Source organism: Cellulomonas sp. Leaf334, from assembly GCF_001424195.1.
Lineage (GTDB): Bacteria > Actinomycetota > Actinomycetes > Actinomycetales > Cellulomonadaceae > Cellulomonas.
In genome coordinates this window covers 1087461-1107738 of the sequence record NZ_LMOO01000001.1, presented here as the reverse complement: position 1 = coordinate 1107738, position 20278 = coordinate 1087461, and the positions used below count along the sequence as shown (strand labels likewise).

Annotated in this window: 18 protein-coding genes; 10 read left to right on the top strand and 8 right to left on the bottom strand. The window is 73.1% G+C overall.

Annotated elements, in window-relative coordinates; genetic code table 11:
• Nucleotides 1-19: 19 nt before the first annotated feature.
• The 4 genes from ASF78_RS04895 to ASF78_RS04880 are packed head-to-tail and all read left to right on the top strand — an operon-like array spanning nucleotide 20 to nucleotide 4321.
• On the top strand, nucleotides 20-907 hold the full coding sequence (locus ASF78_RS04895; RefSeq protein WP_162243339.1) for a class I SAM-dependent methyltransferase: 888 nt from the start codon (nucleotides 20-22) through the stop codon (nucleotides 905-907).
• A complete protein-coding gene (locus tag ASF78_RS04890) occupies nucleotides 904-1737 on the top strand; it encodes an ABC transporter permease (RefSeq protein WP_056588169.1) in 834 nt (277 codons plus the stop codon). Before ASF78_RS04895 ends, ASF78_RS04890 begins: the two co-directional genes overlap by 4 nt.
• Nucleotides 1734-2939, top strand: a complete 1206-nt coding sequence (locus tag ASF78_RS04885; RefSeq protein WP_056585346.1) for an ABC transporter ATP-binding protein — start codon at nucleotides 1734-1736, stop codon at nucleotides 2937-2939. The genes ASF78_RS04890 and ASF78_RS04885 overlap by 4 nt, the downstream gene beginning before the upstream one ends.
• Nucleotides 2936-4321, top strand: a complete 1386-nt coding sequence (locus tag ASF78_RS04880; protein ID WP_056588163.1) for a glycosyltransferase — start codon at nucleotides 2936-2938, stop codon at nucleotides 4319-4321. Before ASF78_RS04885 ends, ASF78_RS04880 begins: the two co-directional genes overlap by 4 nt.
• 9 nt (nucleotides 4322-4330) lie before the next feature.
• Here ASF78_RS04880 and ASF78_RS04875 read toward each other — a convergent pair whose 3' ends face one another.
• Complete coding sequence (locus ASF78_RS04875; protein ID WP_056585344.1) at nucleotides 4331-5857, bottom strand: glycosyltransferase; 1527 nt, start codon at nucleotides 5855-5857, stop codon at nucleotides 4331-4333.
• Nucleotides 5854-6204, bottom strand: coding sequence for a hypothetical protein (locus ASF78_RS22260; RefSeq protein WP_156374040.1), 351 nt, complete (start codon nucleotides 6202-6204; stop codon nucleotides 5854-5856). The genes ASF78_RS04875 and ASF78_RS22260 overlap by 4 nt, the downstream gene beginning before the upstream one ends.
• A 66-nt stretch (nucleotides 6205-6270) precedes the next feature.
• Here ASF78_RS22260 and ASF78_RS04865 point away from each other — a divergent pair, with 66 nt between their 5' ends.
• Complete coding sequence (locus tag ASF78_RS04865; RefSeq protein WP_056585340.1) at nucleotides 6271-8844, top strand: glycosyltransferase; 2574 nt, start codon at nucleotides 6271-6273, stop codon at nucleotides 8842-8844.
• A gap of 198 nt (nucleotides 8845-9042) precedes the next feature.
• The gene (locus ASF78_RS04860) at nucleotides 9043-11178 is read left to right on the top strand and encodes a DUF2142 domain-containing protein (protein WP_056585338.1); all 2136 of its coding nucleotides are present in this window, start codon (nucleotides 9043-9045) and stop codon (nucleotides 11176-11178) included.
• A 6-nt stretch (nucleotides 11179-11184) separates the two neighbouring features.
• Here the strand turns inward: ASF78_RS04860 and ASF78_RS04855 are convergent, their stop codons facing one another.
• The gene (locus ASF78_RS04855) at nucleotides 11185-12111 is read right to left on the bottom strand and encodes a glycosyltransferase family 2 protein (protein WP_082494796.1); all 927 of its coding nucleotides are present in this window, start codon (nucleotides 12109-12111) and stop codon (nucleotides 11185-11187) included.
• Between the two features lie 3 nt (nucleotides 12112-12114).
• A complete protein-coding gene (locus tag ASF78_RS04850; RefSeq protein WP_056588161.1) occupies nucleotides 12115-12732 on the bottom strand; it encodes a dTDP-4-dehydrorhamnose 3,5-epimerase family protein in 618 nt (205 codons plus the stop codon).
• A 128-nt stretch (nucleotides 12733-12860) separates the two neighbouring features.
• Here ASF78_RS04850 and rfbD point away from each other — a divergent pair, with 128 nt between their 5' ends.
• The gene (rfbD, locus tag ASF78_RS04845; RefSeq protein ID WP_056585336.1) at nucleotides 12861-13706 is read left to right on the top strand and encodes a dTDP-4-dehydrorhamnose reductase; all 846 of its coding nucleotides are present in this window, start codon (nucleotides 12861-12863) and stop codon (nucleotides 13704-13706) included.
• A 51-nt stretch (nucleotides 13707-13757) separates the two neighbouring features.
• Nucleotides 13758-14513, top strand: a complete 756-nt coding sequence (locus tag ASF78_RS04840) for a bifunctional 2-polyprenyl-6-hydroxyphenol methylase/3-demethylubiquinol 3-O-methyltransferase UbiG (protein ID WP_056585334.1) — start codon at nucleotides 13758-13760, stop codon at nucleotides 14511-14513.
• Here ASF78_RS04840 and ASF78_RS04835 read toward each other — a convergent pair.
• The 4 genes from ASF78_RS04835 to ASF78_RS04820 are packed head-to-tail and all read right to left on the bottom strand — an operon-like array spanning nucleotide 14500 to nucleotide 18008.
• A complete protein-coding gene (locus tag ASF78_RS04835) occupies nucleotides 14500-14907 on the bottom strand; it encodes a DUF2304 domain-containing protein (RefSeq protein ID WP_082494794.1) in 408 nt (135 codons plus the stop codon). The genes ASF78_RS04840 and ASF78_RS04835 overlap by 14 nt on opposite strands.
• The gene (locus tag ASF78_RS04830) at nucleotides 14904-15650 is read right to left on the bottom strand and encodes a glycosyltransferase family 2 protein (RefSeq protein WP_056588158.1); all 747 of its coding nucleotides are present in this window, start codon (nucleotides 15648-15650) and stop codon (nucleotides 14904-14906) included. Before ASF78_RS04830 ends, ASF78_RS04835 begins: the two co-directional genes overlap by 4 nt.
• A gap of 10 nt (nucleotides 15651-15660) precedes the next feature.
• A complete protein-coding gene (locus ASF78_RS04825) occupies nucleotides 15661-16917 on the bottom strand; it encodes a hypothetical protein (protein ID WP_056585332.1) in 1257 nt (418 codons plus the stop codon).
• Complete coding sequence (locus ASF78_RS04820) at nucleotides 16914-18008, bottom strand: glycosyltransferase family 1 protein (RefSeq protein WP_056585330.1); 1095 nt, start codon at nucleotides 18006-18008, stop codon at nucleotides 16914-16916. The genes ASF78_RS04825 and ASF78_RS04820 overlap by 4 nt, the downstream gene beginning before the upstream one ends.
• 158 nt (nucleotides 18009-18166) lie before the next feature.
• On the opposite strand from ASF78_RS04820, the gene ASF78_RS04815 reads away from it, so the two are divergent.
• Both ASF78_RS04815 and ASF78_RS04810 read left to right on the top strand, forming a co-directional pair.
• A complete protein-coding gene (locus ASF78_RS04815) occupies nucleotides 18167-19069 on the top strand; it encodes a glycosyltransferase (protein ID WP_056585328.1) in 903 nt (300 codons plus the stop codon).
• A 59-nt stretch (nucleotides 19070-19128) separates the two neighbouring features.
• Nucleotides 19129-20223, top strand: a complete 1095-nt coding sequence (locus ASF78_RS04810) for an NAD(P)-dependent oxidoreductase (RefSeq protein ID WP_056585327.1) — start codon at nucleotides 19129-19131, stop codon at nucleotides 20221-20223.
• Nucleotides 20224-20278 lie beyond the last annotated feature (55 nt).

Genomic DNA, 20278 nt, shown 5'->3' with positions numbered 1-20278 from the left:
GCGACGGAAGCGAGCACGGATGTTCCAGTACGACACGACGATCGACCCGGCGGCGGACAACACCAGTCACGGCCTGCTGCTCTCGCTCGTCGGGGCGGACCGCAGGGTGCTCGACCTCGGGTGCGCCACCGGGTACCTCGCCGAGGCGCTGGGCGCCAACGGGTGCACGGTGAGCGGCGTGGAGTACGTGCCCGAGGCAGCGGAGAAGGCGCGTCCCTTCCTCGAGAAGCTCGTCGTCGCGGACCTCAACGACTTCGACCTGGTCGCGGAGTTCGGCGCCGGCACGTTCGACGTGCTCGTCTTCGGCGACGTGCTCGAGCACCTCCTGGACCCGGTGAGCGTGCTGCGCAGCGCCGTCCCGCTGCTCGCCCCCGGCGGCTCCGTGGTCATCTCGATCCCCAACGTCGCGCACGGGTCGCTGCGGCTCGCCCTGCTGCAGGGCCGGTGGCGTTACACCGACACCGGGCTGCTGGACCGCACGCACATCCGCTTCTTCACCCGTCGGTCGCTGCTCGAGCTGCTGGCCTCGGCCGGCCTCGCGCCGGTCGACGTGCGCCGGACCACGGCCGACCCGCTGGGTGTCGAGGTGCAGATCGACGCCGCCGAGCTCCCGGCGGGGGTCGTCGAGTGGCTCGCGGGTCAGCCCGACGCCGACACCTACCAGTTCGTCGTGCGGGCGGTCGTCGACGACGCCGAGTCCGCGGTCACCCAGCTCGCCCACCGGGCCGCCGACGCGGAGGAGCGCCTCCAGCGCGCGGAACGCGAGCGGGACACCGAGCGGGAGGCGCGGCTCGCGGCCGAGCACGACGTGGAGACCCTGCGCTCGACGGCGGGGTTCCGCGCGCTGACCGTGCCGCGCCGGTGGTACGCCGCCGCGCGCCGTGCGACGTCGAGGGGCCGCGCGTGAGTCTCGTCGCCGACCTGCGCGACTCGCGAGAGCTGCTGGTCAACCTCACTCGGCGTGAGGTCAAGGGCAAGTACAAGCGCACCGCGCTCGGTCAGCTCTGGTCGCTGGCCAACCCGCTGGCGCAGATGCTCATCTTCACGGTGGTGTTCAGCTTCATCATCCGGATGGAGCCGGACCCGGGTGACCCCAGCGGACTCGACATCTTCGCGCTGTGGCTGATGTGCGCGCTGCTGCCGTGGACGTTCTTCACCGCCGTGGTCAACGGCGGCATGGGCGCGCTGGTGGGCAACGAGAACCTCATCAAGAAGGTGTACTTCCCCCGGTCCACCCTCGTCGTGGCCAGCACGTTCTCGGCCACCTACCAGTGGTCGATCGAGATGGTGGTCCTCGCCGCCGTGCTCGTGCTCGTGGGGTCCCAGCTCTTCGTGTGGCTGCCGCTCGTGATCGTGTTCATGGTGCTGCTGGCGTGCTTCTCGCTCGGCATCGCCTTCATGCTCAGCGTCGCCAACGTGTACTTCCGGGACACGCAGCACTTCGTCGCGATCCTGCTGCAGATCTGGTTCTACCTGACACCGATCGTCTACCCCGTGCGTCTGGTGGCGGAGCAGTCCGCCTCGATCGGCCCGCTGTTCGGCTCGGTCACGCTGCTGGACCTGTACGAGCTCAACCCGATGGGACGGTTCGCCGAGGTGTTCCGCAACCTCATGTACGACAACCGCTGGCCCGAGCTGGGGGACACAGTCGCCTGCGCCGTGTGGTCCGTCGCCGCGCTGCTCATCGGTGCCTGGGTGTTCAACCGGCACACCGAGCGACTGGCGGAGGTCCTGTGAGCCCCGCCGCCGTCTCGGTCGAGAACGTCTCGAAGAGCTTCCGCATCTATCACGAGCGCAACCAGACGCTGAAGGCGGCGGTCATGCGCCGCCGCCGCTCGCAGTACGAGGAGTTCTGGGCGCTGCGCGACGTCGCGCTGGAGATCCCCGAGGCCAGCACGTTCGCCCTCGTCGGCGACAACGGCTCGGGGAAGTCGACGCTGCTAAAGTGCCTGGCCAAGATCCTGTTCCCGACCGAGGGACGCGTCGTGACCCGCGGCAGGATGGCGGCGCTCCTCGAGGTCGGCTCCGGGTTCCACCCCGAGCTGTCCGGGCGCGACAACATCTACCTCAACGGCTCGATCCTCGGGATGAAGCGGCCCGAGATCGACCGGAAGTTCGACGAGATCGTCGCGTTCTCCGGGGTCGAGCGGTTCATCGACCAGCCCGTGAAGAACTACTCGTCGGGCATGTACGTCCGGCTCGGCTTCTCCGTCGCGATCCACGTCGAGCCCGAGATCCTGCTCGTCGACGAGGTGCTGGCCGTCGGCGACGCCGCGTTCCAGGAGAAGTGCGCCGAGAAGTTCGCGACCTTCAAGCGCGAGGGCCGCACCGTCGTCGTCGTGTCGCACTCGATGCCGTCCCTGCGCGCGATGGCCGACCACGCCGCCTGGCTCGAGCACGGTGTGCTGAAGGAGGCGGGCCCCGCCGCGGGAGTGCTGGAGCGGTACCTCGACTCGACGCACTCGGACGTCCAGATCGACGAGCAGGGCCGCGTCCGCTGGGGCTCCGGCGAAGCGCGCGTACGGGACGTCGAGGTCATCTCGGAGCACGGGGGCGCCACGTTGCGCTCGGGCGACGAGGCGATCGTGCGCATCCACTTCGACGCGAAGGAGCCGGTCGAGAAGCCCGTGTTCGGCCTCGCGATCGAGACGTCCGACGGGACCTACCTGTGGGCGAGCAACACGCGCGACGCCGGGCTGAGCGTCGACCGGATCTCGGGGCGGGGGTCGGTCGACTGCCGGCTGCCGAGCCTCGCGCTGCAGCCGGGGACGTTCGTGGTGCTCGCGTCGATCGTGGACAGCACCACGACGCACACCTACGACTACCTGCGGGACGCCGGGCGCTTCAGCGTCGACCACGGTCCCGTCCGCGAGTCGGGCGGACCCATGGCCCTCCAGCCCCGGTGGTCGGGCGTCCGGTCGGGCGTGGAGCGCGCATGACGACGGAGCTGGAGGCGGCGTCGGCCGGGGGGTCCGAGCGTCCGCGCCGGATCCTCGTCGTGACCCTCGACCAGATCACCGAACGGATGGCGGGTCCCGCGATCCGGGCGTGGGAGATCGCGTCCCTGCTCGGCCAGGAGCACGACGTCCGGCTCCTGACGTTCGGCCGTGCCGAGCGGGGAGGGCCGGGGTTCGAGGTCCAGCACGTCGACGTCGCCGGCTTCCGCGCGCAGGTGGAGTGGTCGGACGTGGTCGTCGTGCAGGGCTACGTCGTCGCGACGTTCCCGTGGTTGCACGCCATCGACCGGGTGCTGGTCGTCGACCTGTACGACCCGTTCCACCTCGAGAGCCTCGAGGTGGAGCGCTTCAAGCCGCTCGCCCGCCGCGACGCGGCGCTCGCGAACGCGCTGCGGGAGCTCGACGCGCAGACCGTGCGGGGCGACTTCTTCCTGTGCGCGTCCCACCGCCAGCGGGACCTGTGGATCGGGCACCTCGCGGGCCGGGGGCGCATCAACCCGCTGACGTACGAGGACGACCCCACGCTGGGCTCGCTCCTGCGGATCGCACCCTTCGGCCTGCCCGAGGAGCCTCCGGTCCAGCAGAGGCACGCCATCAAGGGGCAGGTCGACGGCATCGGGGCGGACGACAAGGTCATCCTCTGGGGCGGCGGCGTCTACAACTGGTTCGACCCGATCACCCTGGTCCGTGCGGTCGACGAGCTGCGCCACCGCGTCCCGGACGTCCGGCTGTTCTTCCTCGGCATGAAGCATCCGAACCCGGACGTCCCCGAGATGCGCGTCGCGAGCCAGACGAGGGCGCTCGCGGACGAGCTGGGGCTGACCGGCACGCACGTGTTCTTCAACGAGTCGTGGGTGGCGTACGAGGACCGGGCGAACTACCTGCTCGACGCCGACCTCGGGGTGAGCTGCCACTTCCCGCAGGTCGAGACGGAGTTCAGCTTCCGCACCCGCATCCTCGACTACCTGTGGGCCGGCCTGCCGATCGTGTGCACCGAGGGGGACGCTTTCGCCGACCTGGTCGAACGGGAAGGGCTGGGACGGGTCGTGCCGCCCGAGGACGTCGACGCGCTCGCCGACGCGCTCGAGCACGTGCTCGTCTCGGACGTGGACCGTGACCGGTACCGCGCGCAGGTCGCCGTGGTCGCGCAGCGGTTCCGCTGGTCGCGCGCGCTGTCGCCGCTGGTGGAGTTCTGCCGGGCACCGCACCGGGCGGCCGACTGGGCGAGCCACGGCGCGCGGGTCGCGGCCCAGCACCGGGTGCAGCAGCTGTGGTGGGACGTCGTGACCGCCACGCGTCACCTGCGCGCCGGGGGGCCCAAGCTGCTCGTCGAGCGCGTCCGGATGCGGCTCGGCCGCGGCTGAGCCGCCGCGTCAGCGGTCGGAGCGGAACGCCACGTGCGGGTCCGCGGCCAGCCGCAGCGTCCACCAGCGCTCGAGGAAGAGCTGGTCCTCCTCGGTCAGCACAGGCGTGCGCGTGCTGCTCTCGTAGTGGGCGAGGAGAGCGAACGGCGTCCCCACGACGTCGTAGCCCGCCCCGCCGACCTTGAGGCAGTAGTCGACGTCGTTGAAGTTGAGCGGCAACGACTCGGTGAGGCCGCCGACCCGCTGGAACAGCTCGGTCCGGGTGAGCAGGCACGCGCCGGTCACGGCGATGTAGTCGCGGTCCAGGGTCTTGGCCCCTGCACGGTCGTCGACGTCCGCCTCGAACGCGAACGCGTGGGCCGGTACCAGGCGCTCGCCCATGACGACGCCGACGTGCTGGATGAGCCCGTCCTCGAGGACGAGCTTCGCGCCGACCGCGCCGACCGCGGGATCCTGCAGGACGGAGACCATCCGCTCGAGCCAGCGGGGCTCGAGGACCTCGGTGTCGTCGTTCAGCAGGAGCAGCAGGTCACCGCGGGCGTGGCGGGCGCCTTCGTTGACGGCCCGGGAGAAGTTGAACGGACCGTCGACGGGCGCGAACCGCACGCGGTCGCCGAGGAGGGCGGTCAGCTCGTCGCGGACCTCGGGCGCGGTGTTCGGCCCGGTGACGACGACGACCTCCCACCGGTCGTACGTCGTCCGGTCCCGCAGCGACGTGAGCGCGTTGGTGACGAGCCGTCGGTCCTGCCCGCGGACCTCGCGGACGGTCCCTGCCGTCGGGACGACCACGGTCACCAGGGGCTCGTCGGCGATGGTCCGCCAGACCCGCACGCCCGGTGCGGGGGAGCCCGCCTCGGCCCAGCCCGTGACACCGGTCCGGTCGAGGTGCTCGGTCACCGTGGCGACCGCCGCACGCTCGGTACCCACGCCCGGGACCGCGGGACGGGTGACCGCGATGACCGGCAGGTGGGAGATCGAGCGGGTCCGCTCGGTCACCCGCAGTGCGGCGTCCCACTCCTCGAGCCCGCCGTGGCCGGGCGAGAACGCGCCGACCTCGAGGAGGAGCTCGCGCCGGACGAGGCAGAGCCGACCGAGGTAGGGGTAGCTCTCGAGGTAGTGGGGCGACCACCCGGGCTTGGTGACGATGCCGCCGCCCTCGCCGCCGTACTGCTCGTCGGTGAAGAGGACGTCGACCGGCCGCGACCGGAGCAGGTCCCGGCACGCGACCAGCACACCGGGCTCGAGCTCGTCGCCGGGCGCGAGGACGCCGACGTAGGTCGTCCGGGCGGCGCGCAGGGCACTCAGCAGCAGCACGGACGTGACGTCCTCGGTGGGCGTCGAGCCGAGGTCGACGAGCATGACGCGGACGTGGGAGCCGTGCTCGAGCGGGGCGGCGTCGTGGTCCGCGGACCGGGGCCGGGCGATGACGACGTCGCACGTGGCAGGCGCCTGCCGACGGACGGAGGCGAGGGTGCGGGCGACGGCGACGCTGTCCAGCGTGGGGTCGGCGATCAGCAGGCTGATCGGCACGGTCATGCGGCGATCCGGGCCTTCATCCCCGCGGCGTACCGGCGGGCCCGCGACAGCGCGCGGCGGGTGAGCGGACGGCGCTGCTCGGTGGCGACGACGGTGGTCTGGAGCTGGTCGATCCGCGCGTCGCGCTCGGCCAGGGCGACCTGCTGCTCGCGCAGGAGGTTGTCGCGCAGCGTGACGGAGGCGCGCAGCGCACGCAGCTCGGCGGCGGCGGTGTCGAGTCGTTCCTCGAGCGTGGCCACGGCCGCGGAACGCACGCGCGCGTCCTCGGCAGCCCGGGCCGCGAGGTCGTTCGCAGCCAGTGCAGCGTGCCATTCCCGGAACGTCGGTGTTCCTGAGTCGTGCGGCATGGCGAGAGGGTATAGCACTCCTGGACACTCGCACGACTGTCCAGGAAGCCCCCTTAGGATGAACCGATGCGCGTAGTCCAGGTCTCCGCCCACTACCCGCCGAACTTCGTCAGTGGCGGCACCCTGGTGCCGCAGCGGGTCGCCCGAGGCATGGCGGAACGCGGGCACGAGTCGTGGGTCTACGCGGGTCATCTGGACGCGGACCGCGAGCCGCTGTCCACGTGGACCGAGTCGGACGGGGCCGGCGTCGACGTCCGCTGGGTCGTCACGACGCCGTGGACGGGCTGGGCGGACCCGCGCAACAGCGAGAACCCGGCGGTGGCGGCCGACTTCGACGCATGGCTCGCCGAGATCCGGCCCGACGTCGTGCACATCCACTCGTTGCAGACGCTCGGCGGGGGCCTCGTCGACGCCGCGAAGGCCTCCGGCGCGGCGGTCGTGGTCACCATGCACGACTTCTGGTGGTCGTGCGCGCGGCAGTTCCTCGTCGACCGCGACATGCGGCCGTGCTCCCTGGTGGTCGACTGCGGCGGTTGTGCGTGCCAGGTCGACCACGAGTGGCTGCTGCGCCGGGACGCTGCGCTGTCGGCGCACCTGGTGCACGCGGACGTCGTCCTGGCGCCGTCGGCGAGCGCCGCGCGGGTGCTCGCGGCCAACGGCGTCGACCCGGAGATCCTGCGGGTCGACGAGAACGGTGTCCCGGACGAGGTGCTCGACGACGTGGCGGCACCGGCGCCCGCCCGCTCGACCCCCGGGCACGGCGGGCCGCTGCGCCTCTTGTTCACCGGCGGCGCCGACCCGATGAAGGGCCTGCCTGTCCTGCTCGAGGCGGCTCGGGACCTGCCGGACGACGGCTGGACGCTCGACCTCTTCGGCGCGGGCGACCTGCCGTCTGGCCTGCCGTCCGCCGTGGTGTCGCGGGCTCCGTACCGGCCGGACGAGCTGCGGGACGTGCTCGCGACCCACGACGTCCTGGTGCTCCCGTCCGTCATGCGCGAGTCGCACTCGATCGTCACGCGCGAGGCGCTGGCGGCCGGTCTGGCCGTCGTGTGCACGGACACGCTCGGGCCCGAGGAGGCCGTCGACGACGGCCGCAACGGGCTCGTGGTCCCGGCGGGGGACCCGGCCGCGCTGGCCGCGGCCCTGAGCCGGCTCGTCGCCGACCCCGCGCTCGTCGCCTCGATGCGCACGCACACGCCGTCCGCGACCCTGCGCCGGGCCAGCGACCAGGTCGCCGGGCTCGAGGCGCTCTACCTCGAGCTGCTCGGTGACCGCGAGGCGGGTGACGACGGTGCGGTGGCGTCCGCACGCGCGGTCCAGACCGCCCAGGACGGCCTGCTGCGCAACGTCCTGTTCGTCACGGGCATCAACGGCGCCCCGCTGCGCTACCGCGTGCAGCTCGCCGCCGAGGCGCTGCGGACCCGTGGTGCCACCCCTCTCGTGCGGCACTACCGCGACCCCGAGCTGACCGAGCTCGTCGACCGCGCGGACGCGGTGGTCCTCTACCGGGTCCCGGCGACGGTCCAGACGCTCGAGCTGATCGAGCGGGTGCGTGCCCGCCCGCGGGTGGTCCCGGTGCTGTTCGACGTGGACGACCTGATCGTGGATCCCTCGCTGCGCGGGAGCGTGCACGGCCTCGACGTGCTCTCCGAGGCCGAGCAGGACCTCTGGTGGCACGGGGTCGCCCGGTACCGCACGACGCTGGAGGCGGCGGACCTCTACGTCGGCAGCACGCAGCTGCTGTGCGAGCGGGTCGGGGACCTGACGGGCCTGCCCACGCGGCGCTTCGCCAACGGGGTGGGCCGTGCGATGGCGCAGGTGAGCGAGCGGGCGGCCGCCGCACCCCGCGCGCCGGGACCGCTGCGCATCGGCTACTTCTCGGGCACGACGACGCACGACGCGGACTGGGCGCAGGTCGAGCCTGCGGTGCTCGACGTCATGCGGGCCCGGCCCGACGTCGAGCTCTGGCTCGGTGGCCACCTGGTGCCGACCCCGGCGCTCGACGAGATGGGGGAGCGGGTCCGTCGTCAGCCGATGGTGCCCTGGTACGAGCTCCCGCGGCTGCTGCGCGACGTCGACGTCAACCTCGCGCCCCTGGTCCCCGGGAGCGTGTTCAACGAGTCGAAGTCGGCGATCAAGTGGTTGGAGGCCGCGATGGTCGGGACGCCGACGATCGCGACGCCGACGCAGCCGTTCGCCGAGGTGATCGAGCACGGCCGCACGGGTCTGCTCGCGTCGGACGCGGACGAGTGGGCGGCGGCGCTCGCCCGGCTGCTGGACGACGACGCCGAGCGGGCGGCCCTCGGTCGGCGCGCCGGCCGGCACGCCCTCCTCACGCTCTCGCCGCACACGCAGGCGGCCGTGTACGAGTCGATCCTGCGGGACGCGGCGCAGCACGTGCGCGACGGTGGGCGGGAGCGCACCGTGACCTGGGAGCCTGTCGCCGACGACGAGCCGCTCAGCGCCACCGACGCGTACGTCGAGCCGTACCCCGGGATCCCGGTGGACGGGCACCGGTCCCGGGTGCCGGGCGCGGTGCGTCCGACGCTCGACGCGGTGCGTCGCGTCTACGGCACCGGCGGTGTGCGGGGCGTGGCGCGCAAGTCGGTCGACGTCGCTCGCCGCCGCCTCGGTCGATGACGTGCGGCTGCGGTGCCGGTGCGGTGCCGGTGCGGTGCAGGTGACGTGATCGATGCCGGACGCCGTGGGGTCGCATGAGAGGATGAGCGCCGATTGCGACCTGCCCGCCGCGCAGCGAGGCGCCGGACGGTGCCTCGGAGCGTGCCGGGACCGAACGGTCGCCGCAGCCATGACGAGAGGGTCGGGGGAAGTCGCACGATGTCGAGCTCGACGCGTCCGGACGGACGTGCGACCGAGGTGGCCGAGGGCCCGGACGCTGCTCAGGACGCCGATCTCGTGACCCCCGCGACGACGGCCGAGCGCCGCGTCGCCTGGTGGATCCCGACGCTCGCCGTCGTCGCCGCGTTCCTCGCGGTCCTGGCCAGTGGGCTGCTCCGTCCCGGCGGGACGATCACCGGTGAGGACACGCAGCACCACTCGCTGAAGTCGCCCCTCCCGCAGATCTCCGCCACGGCTCCGTACTCCGGGGAGCTCGAGGCGACGCAGGACGGTCTCGCCGGGATCTCGGTGATCTTCGCGACGTACCTCGGCTCGATCGACTGCACCCTCGACGTCCGGCTCTCCGACCCGGCCTCGGGTGAGGTCGTCGGGTCGGACACGGTCGACTGCGACGGGCTCGAGGACAACCTGCTCACGCCGGTGCTCTCGTTCCCGCCGGTCGCCGACAGCGAGGGTCGCACCTTCGACCTCGACATCGAGCTGGTTCCGGGCAGCGTCGTCGGCCCGTCGGTGTGGGACACGCAGGAGGGCGACGACGCGCTCGTCGCCGCCTACGACCCCGAGCCGCTCATGGCGGGTCACCTGGGCCAGGTGCTCGACCGGGTCGCCGCGTACGGACCGGTGTGGGGGACGCCCGTCGGCATCGTCTCGCTCGTGGTGTTCGCGGCCGCCGGCATCGTGCTGCTGCTCACCCGTCCGCGCTGGGGCCTGGTCGCCCTGCTCGCGCTCGTCGTCGTGCGCGGGCTGCTCTGGTCCGCGCTGATCCCGCCGCTCCAGGGCATGGACGAGGGGGCGCACTTCGCCAACGTGCAGTTCATGGCCGAGGAGGGTCGGGTCCCCAACGCCGACGACCCCGGGACCCCGTACACGCCGTACAGTGCCTCGCTCCAGGTGGCCAGCGAGGGCATGCACGTGTCCGCGGTGGTCCCCACGGACCGGCCGGACTACTCGCTGGAGGCCGTCGCCGAGCTCCGGCAGGACGACGCCCGCGCCGGCACGTACTCCGACGGCGCCGGTCCTGCGGCCGGCTACGGCCCGGTCTACTACGCGCCCGCCGTGCCGTTCTACCTGGTGGCGGCGGACGACACGGTCGACCAGGTGCACGCGATCCGGCTCTGGACGGTGCTGCTCGGCGCGCTGGCCATCTTCCTCGCCTGGATGTTCGCGCGCGAGGCCTTCCCCGGTCGGCGCCTCGCCCAGGCCGGCCTGGTGGTCGCGGTCGCGCTGCAGCCGATGATCGCGCACCAGTTCGCGATCGTGAACAACGACGCCGTCGTGATCCTGGCCGGGTTCGGTGCCCTGTGGGCCGGCGCTCGGCTCACCCGGCTGGAACGTGCCCCGTGGCTCATGCTGCTCGCCGGTGCGCTCGTCGGGTTCGGGCTCCTGGGCAAGCCCTTCGTCGTGGCCGCCGTGGTCCCGGTCGCGATCGGCTGGCTGCTCGGCAAGCTCCGGTACCGGGTGCGGTCGTGGCGGGTCCTGGTCGGTGAGCCCCTGCTCGCGGCGCTCGGGGTGGCGCTCACCTACGGGCTCTGGGTCGTCGTGGCGCGCCTGCTCGGGATCGCCACGAGCAACGGCTTCCCCACGGCGGACGGCGACCCCGCCGGGCGCTCGCTCGTGGTCTACCTCGCGTCGCAGTACGCGCCGGACTTCGCCGAGTTCCGGCTGATCTGGGTCTCGCAGCTGTGGGGAGACTTCGGCTGGGTGAACACCCCGCTGCCGCAGGTCGTCTACAACGCGCTGTGGTTCTTCTCGCTGCTCATCGCGCTGGGCGTCCTGGCCTGGCTCGTCGTGCTGCCGATGAAGCGGTTCCGTACGGAGGGGTCCGCGCAGCTCGACCGGATCATCGCGGTCTGCGTCGGCTTCGGCGTCGCGACGCTCCTCCTGCTGTACGGGATCGAGTACTTCTACTTCGCCTCGTCGGGCCGGACCGACCTGCTCCAGGGCCGGTACGCGCTGATGACCGTCCCCGCGCTCCTGGCGCTGCCCGGTCTGCTGGTCGCGCGACTCAGCCGTGGTCGGTGGAGCCCGACCGTCCCCATGGTCGTCGTGGCCGCCGGGGTGTTCCTGCTCCAGGCGATGTCCATCGGCGTCGTCGTGCAGCACTACTACCTCTGACGCGGGTCAGCGGCGGCCCGTGCGGCCGAGCACCCCGTCCCGCAGCCCGGCGCCGAGCTGGCGCAGCCGCGCCGCGCGGGGGCTGACCGCGAGCACGTAGTACGCCGAGTACTTGACGATCCACGCGACGTAGCCGACCTGCCACGCCCAGGGCATGAGGCCCGACCGGACGAGCAGCAGGGTGTTGCGAGCCATGTAGTAGTTGCGCAGCGGGCTGTGGATGTGCACCTCTCGACGGCGGCCGGGCACGCGCGCCAGCCGGTCGCCGAGCTGGTGGCCGAGCCGGGCGCCGACGACGCCGAACAGCTCGTAGCCCGCGCGCCGGGCCCGCAGACCCCACTCGAGGTCCACGTGGTCGATGAACCAGTCCGCGCGCATGGGGCCGACGTCGTCGAGGACCTCCAGCGGTACGAGGCAGCCCGACGCCAGCAGGAACGCGACCGGCACGAGCGCGTCCGGGTCCTCGGGGACCGGCGCGCGGCGGGGACCCCAGCGCTGCGGCTCGAACAGGAGCGTCGCGGTCTCGTCGCGGTCGTCGACCGGGAGCGGCCCGACGGCACCCGTGCGCACGCCCCGCGCCTGCGCGCGTCGGAAGCCGGCCTGCAGCTGCGCGACCATGTCGGGCGCGGGGAGGCTGTCCTGGTCGGAGAAGAGGACGTGCGTCGCACCCGCCGCGCGTGCGTGCTCGGTGCCCACGTTCTGGGCCGCACCGATACCGAGGTTCTCGGGGAGCGCGACGAGGGTGCCGCCGAGCTCGTCGACCGCCACGGCGAGCTGCGCGCGCACCTGCGGGTCGCTGCCGTTGTCCACGACGACGAGGCCGTGCACCTGCGCGGCGAGCGAGCCGAGGAGTCGAGCGGTCGCCGGGACGTCCGGCCGGTAGGTCACGACGACCGCGACCACCCGGGCCGGGCCGGCGGACGAGAGCGGCACGCGTCAGGCCCGCAGCGACGCGACGTACTCCTGGACCGCGGCGAAGGTCGGCAGCAGCCCCTGCGCCGCCGCCTCGGACAGCGAGGGCGCCACGACGTCCTTGTCCGACAGCTGGGCCGTCAGCGCGCGACCGTCCCGGCCGGTCGTCGGCCAGTCGATGCCGACCTCGGGGTCCAGCGGGTGGATGCCGTGCTCGCGACCGGGCGAGTAGCCCGTCGAGCACAGGTAGAGCACCGTCGAGTCGTCCTCAAGCGACATGAAGGCGTGGCCGATGCCCTCGGACAGGTAGATCGCACGACGGTCGACGTCGTCGAGCAGCACGCTGTCCCAGCGGCCGAACGTGGGCGAGCCCACCCGGATGTCGACGGCGACGTCGAGCACGGCCCCCTTGGCGCACGTGACGTACTTGGCCTGGCCGGGAGGGACGTCGGCGAAGTGGATCCCGCGCAGCACCCCGGCCGCGGAGACCGAGGCGTTGGCCTGCTGCAGGTCGAGCGGGTGGCCCACGGTCTGCTCGAACAGGCCCCCCTTGAACCACTCGAGGAAGACGCCTCGCGGGTCGCCGAACTGCTTCGGGGTGATCTCCCAGGCCCCCGGGACCTCGAGCTCGCGGAACTCCACGTCGTCCTCTTTCCGTCGATCGGTCACCGGTCCACGCACGGGCCGGAGCGACCGCCCATCCTAGCGGCGCGGCTAGGCTGGCGGACTGTGCGGCGACGGCCCGGACACGACGACCGAAGGAGTGCACGGTGCGCTGGTTGGTGACAGGTGCGGGTGGGATGCTCGGCCAGGACCTGGTCCGACGGCTCGCGCAGGACGGGCACGAGGTCACGGCGGCGGCGCGCGCGCACCTGGACATCAGCGACGAGTCCGCGGTGGACGACGCGGTGCGCGGGCACGACGTCGTCGTCAACTGCGCCGCGTGGACGGCCGTCGACGATGCCGAGACGCAGGAGGCGGCAGCGTTCACCATCAACGCGACGGGTGCGGGGCTGCTCGCCCGGGCCGCCCGGACGCACGGGGCGCGCATCGTCCAGGTGTCCACCGACTACGTGTTCGACGGGGTCGCGACGACCCCCTACCCCGAGGACGGCGCGCTCGCGCCGCGGTCGGCGTACGGCCGCACGAAGGCCGCGGGGGAGTGGGCGGTGCGGGCGTCGTGCCCCGACCACCTCGTCGTGCGCACCGCGTGGCTCTACGGTGCCGGCGGCCCGTGCTTCCCGAAGACCATCGCGCGGGTCGCCCGCGAGCGCGGTGGCCTGGACGTCGTGGCCGACCAGGTGGGCCAGCCGACGTGGACGGTCGACCTGGCTGACCTCGTCGCCCGCCTGGTCGTCGCCGGGGCGCCGGCGGGGACCTACCACGGCACCTCCTCGGGCGCGGCGTCCTGGCACGAGTTCGCGCAGGCGGTCGTCGGTGCCGCCGGGCTCGACCCGGCGATCGTGCGGCCGACCACGAGCGAGGCGTTCGTCCGCCCCGCGCCCCGGCCCGCGTACTCGGTCCTCGGGCACGACGCGTTCGCGCTCGCGGGGGTGGCCGGCATCGGGGACTGGCAGGGGCGGTGGGACGTCGCGGCGCCCACGGTCCTGGCCTGAACCGGGCGAGGGACTGACCGGTACGCGTCGAATGTGGCTAGCATTCGGCGCGTGAGCCACGAGCGACGCGCGGACCGGGACCAGGCGACGGTGCGCCCCGGCGCGGAGAGCGTCTACAGCGCCTGGAAGGGCTGGGACGAGCCCGAGGCCTTCGCTGCGGTCGGGCGGGGGGACGACGCATACTTCCGCTCCGAGCTGCGCGAGGTCTGCCGGCTCACCGAGGTCCGCGACGTCCTGGAGGTCGGCTTCGGGAACGGGGAGTTCCTCGGCTACTGCCGACGCCAGGACTGGGCCGTCACCGGGACGGAGATCCTGCCCGAGCTCGTCACCACCGCCCGGGGCGCCGGGTTCACGGCGCTCGGGGCCGACGAGCTCGACACCCTGCCGGACGCGTCGTTCGACCTCATCGCCGGGTGGGACGTGTTCGAGCACATCGACCCCGCGCAGAGCGTGGAGTTCCTGCGCGGTCTACGCGCCAAGCTGCGGCCGCACGGCGCCCTGTTCCTGCGCTTCCCCAACGCCGACAGCTGGCTCGGCAACGCGTTCCAGAACGGCGACCCCACGCACGTGAACGCCATCGGGGCGCACAAGATGACGTACTACGCGCACGAGGCGGGTCTGCGGATCGTGCTGTTCCGCGGCGCCCGGCGGCGCGGGTTCCAGACCTCGCTGATCCACGGGGTGCACCGGATGACGGCAGGGGCGTACGCCGAGGTCGCCGGCACGCTGCGCCGGGCGGTCTACTTCCCCGCGCTCAAGGTGGTGCTGTCGACGTCCGACGTGGTGTGCGTGCTCAGCCCTGAGTGAGCGGCGGGTCCGCTCCCGCCTGCGGCTCCGAGCCCGGCTCGATCGCCCTCTGACGCTCCGCGAGCTCGGTGACCTCCAGGCGCAGGAGCGCGATCTCCTCCGCCAGCGTCCGCGTCTCCTCTTCGAGGTTGGACACCTCGGCGGACAGCTGGATGCACACGAGCAGCAGGACCACGAAGCCGGTCGCGAAGACCAGGTTCACCGGGGTCTCGACCCCGAACAGCCGGGAGAGCCAGAAGGCCAGCTGCGGGAAGATGCTGACGATCACCACGGCCGCGGCCAGGGCGATCCAGATGCCGGCGTACTTCTCCCGGATCCGGCGCGTGCGCAGGAGGAAGAACAGCAGCCCGACGACCAGGACGGACAGGGAGACCGCGAACAGGTAGCCGCTCATGCCGTGGCACCCTCGACCGCGACGGGCTCGCTCGGGCGCGAGAGCGCGATGAGCAGGGCGAGCATCGCTCGGGAGAGGAACACGGCTGCCTTCACGGGGCTGTGCGAGGGACGCCCACCTGCACGGATGCGCATGTTCACGCCGACCTGCCGCACGCGTAGGCCCGCACGCGACGCGATCACGAGCGACTCGATGGTGTCGCCGAGGTACTCGGCCGGGTAGTTGGACGCGAAGAGGCGGATCGCCGGCGGGGCGCACGCCTTGAACCCGGACGTGGTGTCGGTCAGCCGGGTGCCCGCCACGCGGGAGAGGACTTTCGACAGGATCGTCATCGACCACTTGCGCGGGCCGCGGACCTCGTACTCGCCGACACCGGCGAACCGGGCACCGATGACGATGTCGGCCTGCTCGGCGTCGAGCGTCTCGAACAGCACACGGACCTCCGCCGGGTCGTGCTGGCCGTCGGCGTCGAGCTGGACCGTGCGGTCGTAGCCGTTGCGGTAGGCGAAGGTGTAGCCGGCCCGCATCGCCCCACCCACGCCGAGGTTGATCGGGAGGTCCAGGACGCGGGCGCCCGCAGCCCTGGCGACGGTCGCGGTGCGGTCCGTGGAGCCGTCGTTGACCACCAGGATGTCGGCGTCGGGAAGGGTCTCGCGCACCTCGTGGACGATGGTGCCCACGGTCTCCTCCTCGTTCCACGCGGGGACGATGATGAGGACTCTCTGCTCGGGGCTGGCGGGCATGGCCTGCACTCTACCGACCGATCAGGGGCGCTCGGGACGCCGCGACGAGGTGGACGGCAACGCCGACGACGGGACCGACGCCGAGGCTGAGGACCGCGCGCAGCTCGACCGGCAGCGGCAGGAGGAGCACCACGACCGAGGTGGCGGTCGCCGCGATCCAGCCGCCCGTGTAGGCCGCGTGCCGGTCGACCGCGAGCACGGCGGCGCCCGTGAGCGTGAGCAGCGCCAGCAGCGCGGCGGCGAACGTCAGGCCTGCGAGCACCACCCCGTCCACGCGGTAGTCCGAGCGGATCAGGGTGGTCATGAGCCACGGACCCACGAGCCATGCGAGCAGGGCGCCGAGGACCCCGGCCCCCAGGACGGCGAGCGCGACGGGTCGCAGCGCCGCGACGCCGCGGTCGCGGTGGGTGAGGAAGTGCGTGATCGCGACGCCCTGGTAGGCGCCCAGCGGGATCATCAGCGGTGCGCGCGTCAGCGAGACGGCGATGAGCAGCGGTGCGGACAGCGCGTACTCCGCCGGCGTCGAGGTCAGCCGCAGGAGCACGGGGAAGCCGACCACGAGCGCGGCGCTCGAGGCGGCCGCGACGATCGCGGCTCCGGCGCGGCGCAGGAAGGGCCCGGTGGTCACGTCGGCGCGGGCGCCCGTGGCCCGCCGGGCGGCAGGCGAGGCGGCCAGGACGAGGAGCCAGGTGCCGGCGGCGGCAGCGGCGGCGACCTCGAGCCCCGCGATGGCGGCACCCGCCACGGCGGCGGCCGCGACGAGAGCAAGCCGCACGGTGGCCTCGGAGCCGACGAGCACGGCGAACACCGACCAGCGGCCGGCCCCGCCGAGGGCCCCGGCCACGGCGACCTGCCCGGCGAACGCGACGACGGCCAGCGCGAGCACGCCGATGAGCACGGGCTCGTGCTCACCGAGGACCGGTCCGGCCCACCACGGCGAGGTGACGGCCAGCAGAAGCCCGAGCCCGGCACCGATCGCGAGCGCCAGCGGCAGGACGGGCGCGCCCGGGGCGCGCCCGGCGAGACCGTCGTAGGCGCTCCGCACCGCCCGTGTCGTCTCGTTCTGGATCCCCGCGAGCATGCCGAACGAGAAGAACAGCAAGGACCAGAACGCGAGGAAGTCGGCGTTGCGGGCGGGCTCGAGGGACCACGCGGCGATGAGGATCACGCCGTAGCCGGAGGCGGCCGCGATGATCGACGCGACGCCGACCCCCGTGGCGCTCCCGCGGGTCATGGCCCCCGGAGACTCGGTCTCGGGCGAGGTCATGCGGTGCGCACCGCCGCGGCGTAGGCGTCGTCGTGCACGCGCAGGCAGTTCTCCCAGGTGAACTCGCCGACGCGGGTCAGACCGAGCGGCTGCAGCTCCTGGGTCCGGGCGATCGCCTCGAGCGCACCGCGGGCGATGTCCGCGGGGTCGGTGGGGTCGAACAGGACCGCGGCGTCGCCGCAGATCTCGGGCAGCGACCCGGCAGTCGACGCGGCGACCGGGCAGCCTGACGCCATCGCCTCGAGCGGGGGCAGGCCGAAGCCCTCGTACAGGCTGGGGAACACCAGGGCGCTCGCGGTGCGGTACAGCCGGCGGAGCTCGTCGAACGGGACGAGCCCCCGCACGTCCACCCAGGACGGCACGGGTCCGAGCGAGTCGAGCGCACCACCGGTCAGCACGAGGCGCAGGTCCGGACGCGTCTCGCGGAGCAGGCCGACCGCCTCGATCAGGCGGGGGTGGTTCTTGTGCGCCCAACCGCGGGCGGGGTAGAAGACGAACGGCTCGCGCTCGCCGAGGTGCGGGGTGAACGCGTCGGCGTCCACCCCGAGGTGCGCCACGAACACGCGGTCGGCGTCGACGCCGACCTGGCTGATGATCTGCTGACGGGCGAACTCGCTGATCGTGACGACCGCGGCCGCGTCGCGCGCGGCACCCTCGTAGAAGCGCGTCCGGTAGAGCAGCTCGGCGCGGCTGAACAGGTGCGGCAGGTCGAGGTGCTGGACGTCGAACAACGTCTGGACCATCGGCACGCCGCGCGGGGGCTTCGGCACCGGGGCCGTGAACGGGACGTGCACGAGGTCGAACCCGCTCATCGCCTGGCGCAGCGCGCGGCCGCGCAGACCGGCCTGGGCGAGCGTGCGGACGCGGTCGACCGTCGAGTGCCCGCCGGTCACGCCGTGCGCCACGTGCTCGGGCAGCGGGGCGCAGAAGCCCGCGCCGATCTCCGCGACGAACCCGGTCGCGTCGACCGTCGAGGACGCAGCCAGACCACGGACGAGCTCGCGGGCGTACGTCTCCGACCCACCCATCCCGCCGGGGACGAGGGTGAGCATCGACAGCGCGACCCGCAGCGGGTCGTTCTGGGGTGTCATCGGGTGCGTCTCCGTGAAGTCTGGGCGGGGCGCGTCCCGCGGCCGGTCGGGCGCGGCTCGTCGTCGCGCGCCCTCAGTGTGGCCCATGGGGAGCGGCGCCGACGAACTCGCGTCCCTTGTAGAGTCGGGGCATCCCACCCCCGGAAAGGCCCGTCCGCATGCCTCTCGACATCCTCGTCCCGTTCTGGGGCGAGCCCGCGCTGCTGCGCGAGACCGTGCGCAGCGTCCTGGCGCAGCGCAACGACGACTGGCTGCTGACGGTGGTCGACGACGCATACCCCGACGCGTCCGTCGCCGCCTGGTTCGCCGAGCTCGACGACCCGCGCGTGACCTACGTGCGCAACGAGCGCAACCAGGGGATCACCGAGAACTACCGGACCTGCGTCTCCCTGGCCACCCAGGACGTCGTCGTCCTGCTCGGCTGCGACGACGTGCTCCTGCCGAACTACGTCGACGTCGTGCTCGCGGCGGCGGCGGCGTTTCCCACGGTCGACATCATCCAGCCGGGCGTGCAGGTCATCGACGAGTCCGGGACGGTCGTCTCGACGCTCGCGGACACCGTCAAGCAGAGGCTCATGATGCCGCGCACGAAGCGACCGCGCGTGCTGTCCGGGGAGGACCTGGCCGCCAGCCTCCTGCGCGCGGACTGGCTCTACTGGCCGTCGCTGGCGTTCCGGCGGGAGATCCTCGTCTCCACCCCGTTCCGCGACGGCATGCCGATCATCCAGGACCTCGCGCTCGTCATCGACGTGGTGTGCGCGGGCGGTCAGATGCTGCTCGAGCCGACGCTGTGCTTCTCCTACCGTCGGCACACGGCGAGCGCCTCCTCGGCCAAGGCCCTCGACGGCAGCCGTTTCCGCGGCGAGCGCGACTACTTCCGGCAGGCCGGCGACCAGGTCGCCGAGCTGGGCTGGCGCCGGGCGGAGCGCGCCGCCCGCACCCACCTGACCTCGCGGCTGCACGCCCTGACGCTGGTCCCGCAGGCCGTGGCGTCGAAGCGGCCCGGTGCCGTCGGCACCCTGCTGCGCCACGCGCTCCGGCCGGGCACCGCACCCGAGTGACCCGCCCGGCCCCCCGTGGAAAGATCGGTGGGCCGACAAACCCTAGGAGAGCAGTGAGCATGTCCTCGACGTCCGAGTCCGGTTCGACGCGACGGGGCACGGTTCTCGTCAGCGGGGGTGCCGGCTTCATCGGGACGGCGATCGCCCCGGCCCTGGCCGACGCGTTCGAGCACGTGGTCGCGGTGGACAACCTGCACCCGCAGATCCACCCGAGCGCCGCCCGCCCCGCCGACCTGGACGCCCGCGTCGACCTGCGCGTCGGCGACGTCACCGACCCGGGCACCTGGGACGCCGTTCTGGCCGAGGTCCGCCCGGACGTCGTCGTGCACCTGGCCGCCGAGACGGGCACCGGGCAGTCGCTGGCCGAGGCCTCGCGGCACGCGATGGTCAACGTCGTGGGCACCACCCAGATGCTCGACGCGCTGCTGCGCCACGAGGCGCTGCCCGCCCGCGTCGTCCTGACCAGCAGCCGCGCCGTGTACGGCGAGGGTGCCTGGCGCCGCCCCGACGGCTCGTTGTTCTACCCGGGGCAGCGCACCAGCGCGATCCTCGAGGCGGGTCAGTGGGACTTCCCGGGAGCCGAGCCCGTCGCCATGGCGGCCGACGTGGTCTCCCCGGCGCCCGTGAGCGTCTACGGCGCCACCAAGCTCGCGCAGGAGCACGTCCTGGCCTCCTGGGCACAGTCCGTCGGGGTCGAGCCGGTGACGCTGCGGCTGCAGAACGTCTACGGCCCGGGGCAGTCCCTCATCAACCCGTACACGGGGATCATGTCGCTGTTCTGCCGGCTGGCGAAGGCCGGCCGCTCGATCCCGCTGTACGAGGACGGCGAGGTCCGCCGCGACTTCGTGCTCATCGACGACGTCGCGCGGGCCGTGGTCGCCGCGGCGCTGGCCGACGCGCCCGGTACCGCCCCGATCGACATCGGCTCGGGGGAGCAGCAGACCATCGCCCGTGCCGCCGAGCTCATCGCGGCCCACTACGGCGCCCCGGCTCCGCACGTCACCGGGCAGTTCCGCCAGGGCGACGTGCGGCACGCGTGGGCCGACGTCTCCCATGCCCGCGACGCGATCGGCTGGACTCCCGAGCTCGGCCTCGAGGCCGGCGTCGCCCGGCTCGCCTCCTGGATCGACACCCAGCCCGGCGTGAGCATCTGACCCACTGACAGCGCCCCGGCGGTCGCAGGTGGACGCCGGGGCTCTGTCGTGCGGG

Excerpts from the sequence above, each read along its gene's own strand:
- ASF78_RS04895 (WP_162243339.1), top strand. The coding sequence starts at position 20 with ATGTTCCAGTACGACACGACGATCGACCCGGCGGCGGACAACACCAGT.
- ASF78_RS04880 (WP_056588163.1), top strand. The coding sequence starts at position 2,936 with ATGACGACGGAGCTGGAGGCGGCGTCGGCCGGGGGGTCCGAGCGTCCG.
- ASF78_RS04875 (WP_056585344.1), bottom strand. The coding sequence starts at position 5,857 with ATGACCGTGCCGATCAGCCTGCTGATCGCCGACCCCACGCTGGACAGC.
- ASF78_RS22260 (WP_156374040.1), bottom strand. The coding sequence starts at position 6,204 with ATGCCGCACGACTCAGGAACACCGACGTTCCGGGAATGGCACGCTGCA.
- ASF78_RS04865 (WP_056585340.1), top strand. The coding sequence starts at position 6,271 with ATGCGCGTAGTCCAGGTCTCCGCCCACTACCCGCCGAACTTCGTCAGT.
- ASF78_RS04860 (WP_056585338.1), top strand. The coding sequence starts at position 9,043 with ATGTCGAGCTCGACGCGTCCGGACGGACGTGCGACCGAGGTGGCCGAG.
- ASF78_RS04835 (WP_082494794.1), bottom strand. The coding sequence starts at position 14,907 with ATGAGCGGCTACCTGTTCGCGGTCTCCCTGTCCGTCCTGGTCGTCGGG.
- ASF78_RS04830 (WP_056588158.1), bottom strand. The coding sequence starts at position 15,650 with ATGCCCGCCAGCCCCGAGCAGAGAGTCCTCATCATCGTCCCCGCGTGG.
- ASF78_RS04825 (WP_056585332.1), bottom strand. The coding sequence starts at position 16,917 with ATGACCTCGCCCGAGACCGAGTCTCCGGGGGCCATGACCCGCGGGAGC.
- ASF78_RS04820 (WP_056585330.1), bottom strand. The coding sequence starts at position 18,008 with ATGACACCCCAGAACGACCCGCTGCGGGTCGCGCTGTCGATGCTCACC.
- ASF78_RS04815 (WP_056585328.1), top strand. The coding sequence starts at position 18,167 with ATGCCTCTCGACATCCTCGTCCCGTTCTGGGGCGAGCCCGCGCTGCTG.
- ASF78_RS04810 (WP_056585327.1), top strand. The coding sequence starts at position 19,129 with ATGTCCTCGACGTCCGAGTCCGGTTCGACGCGACGGGGCACGGTTCTC.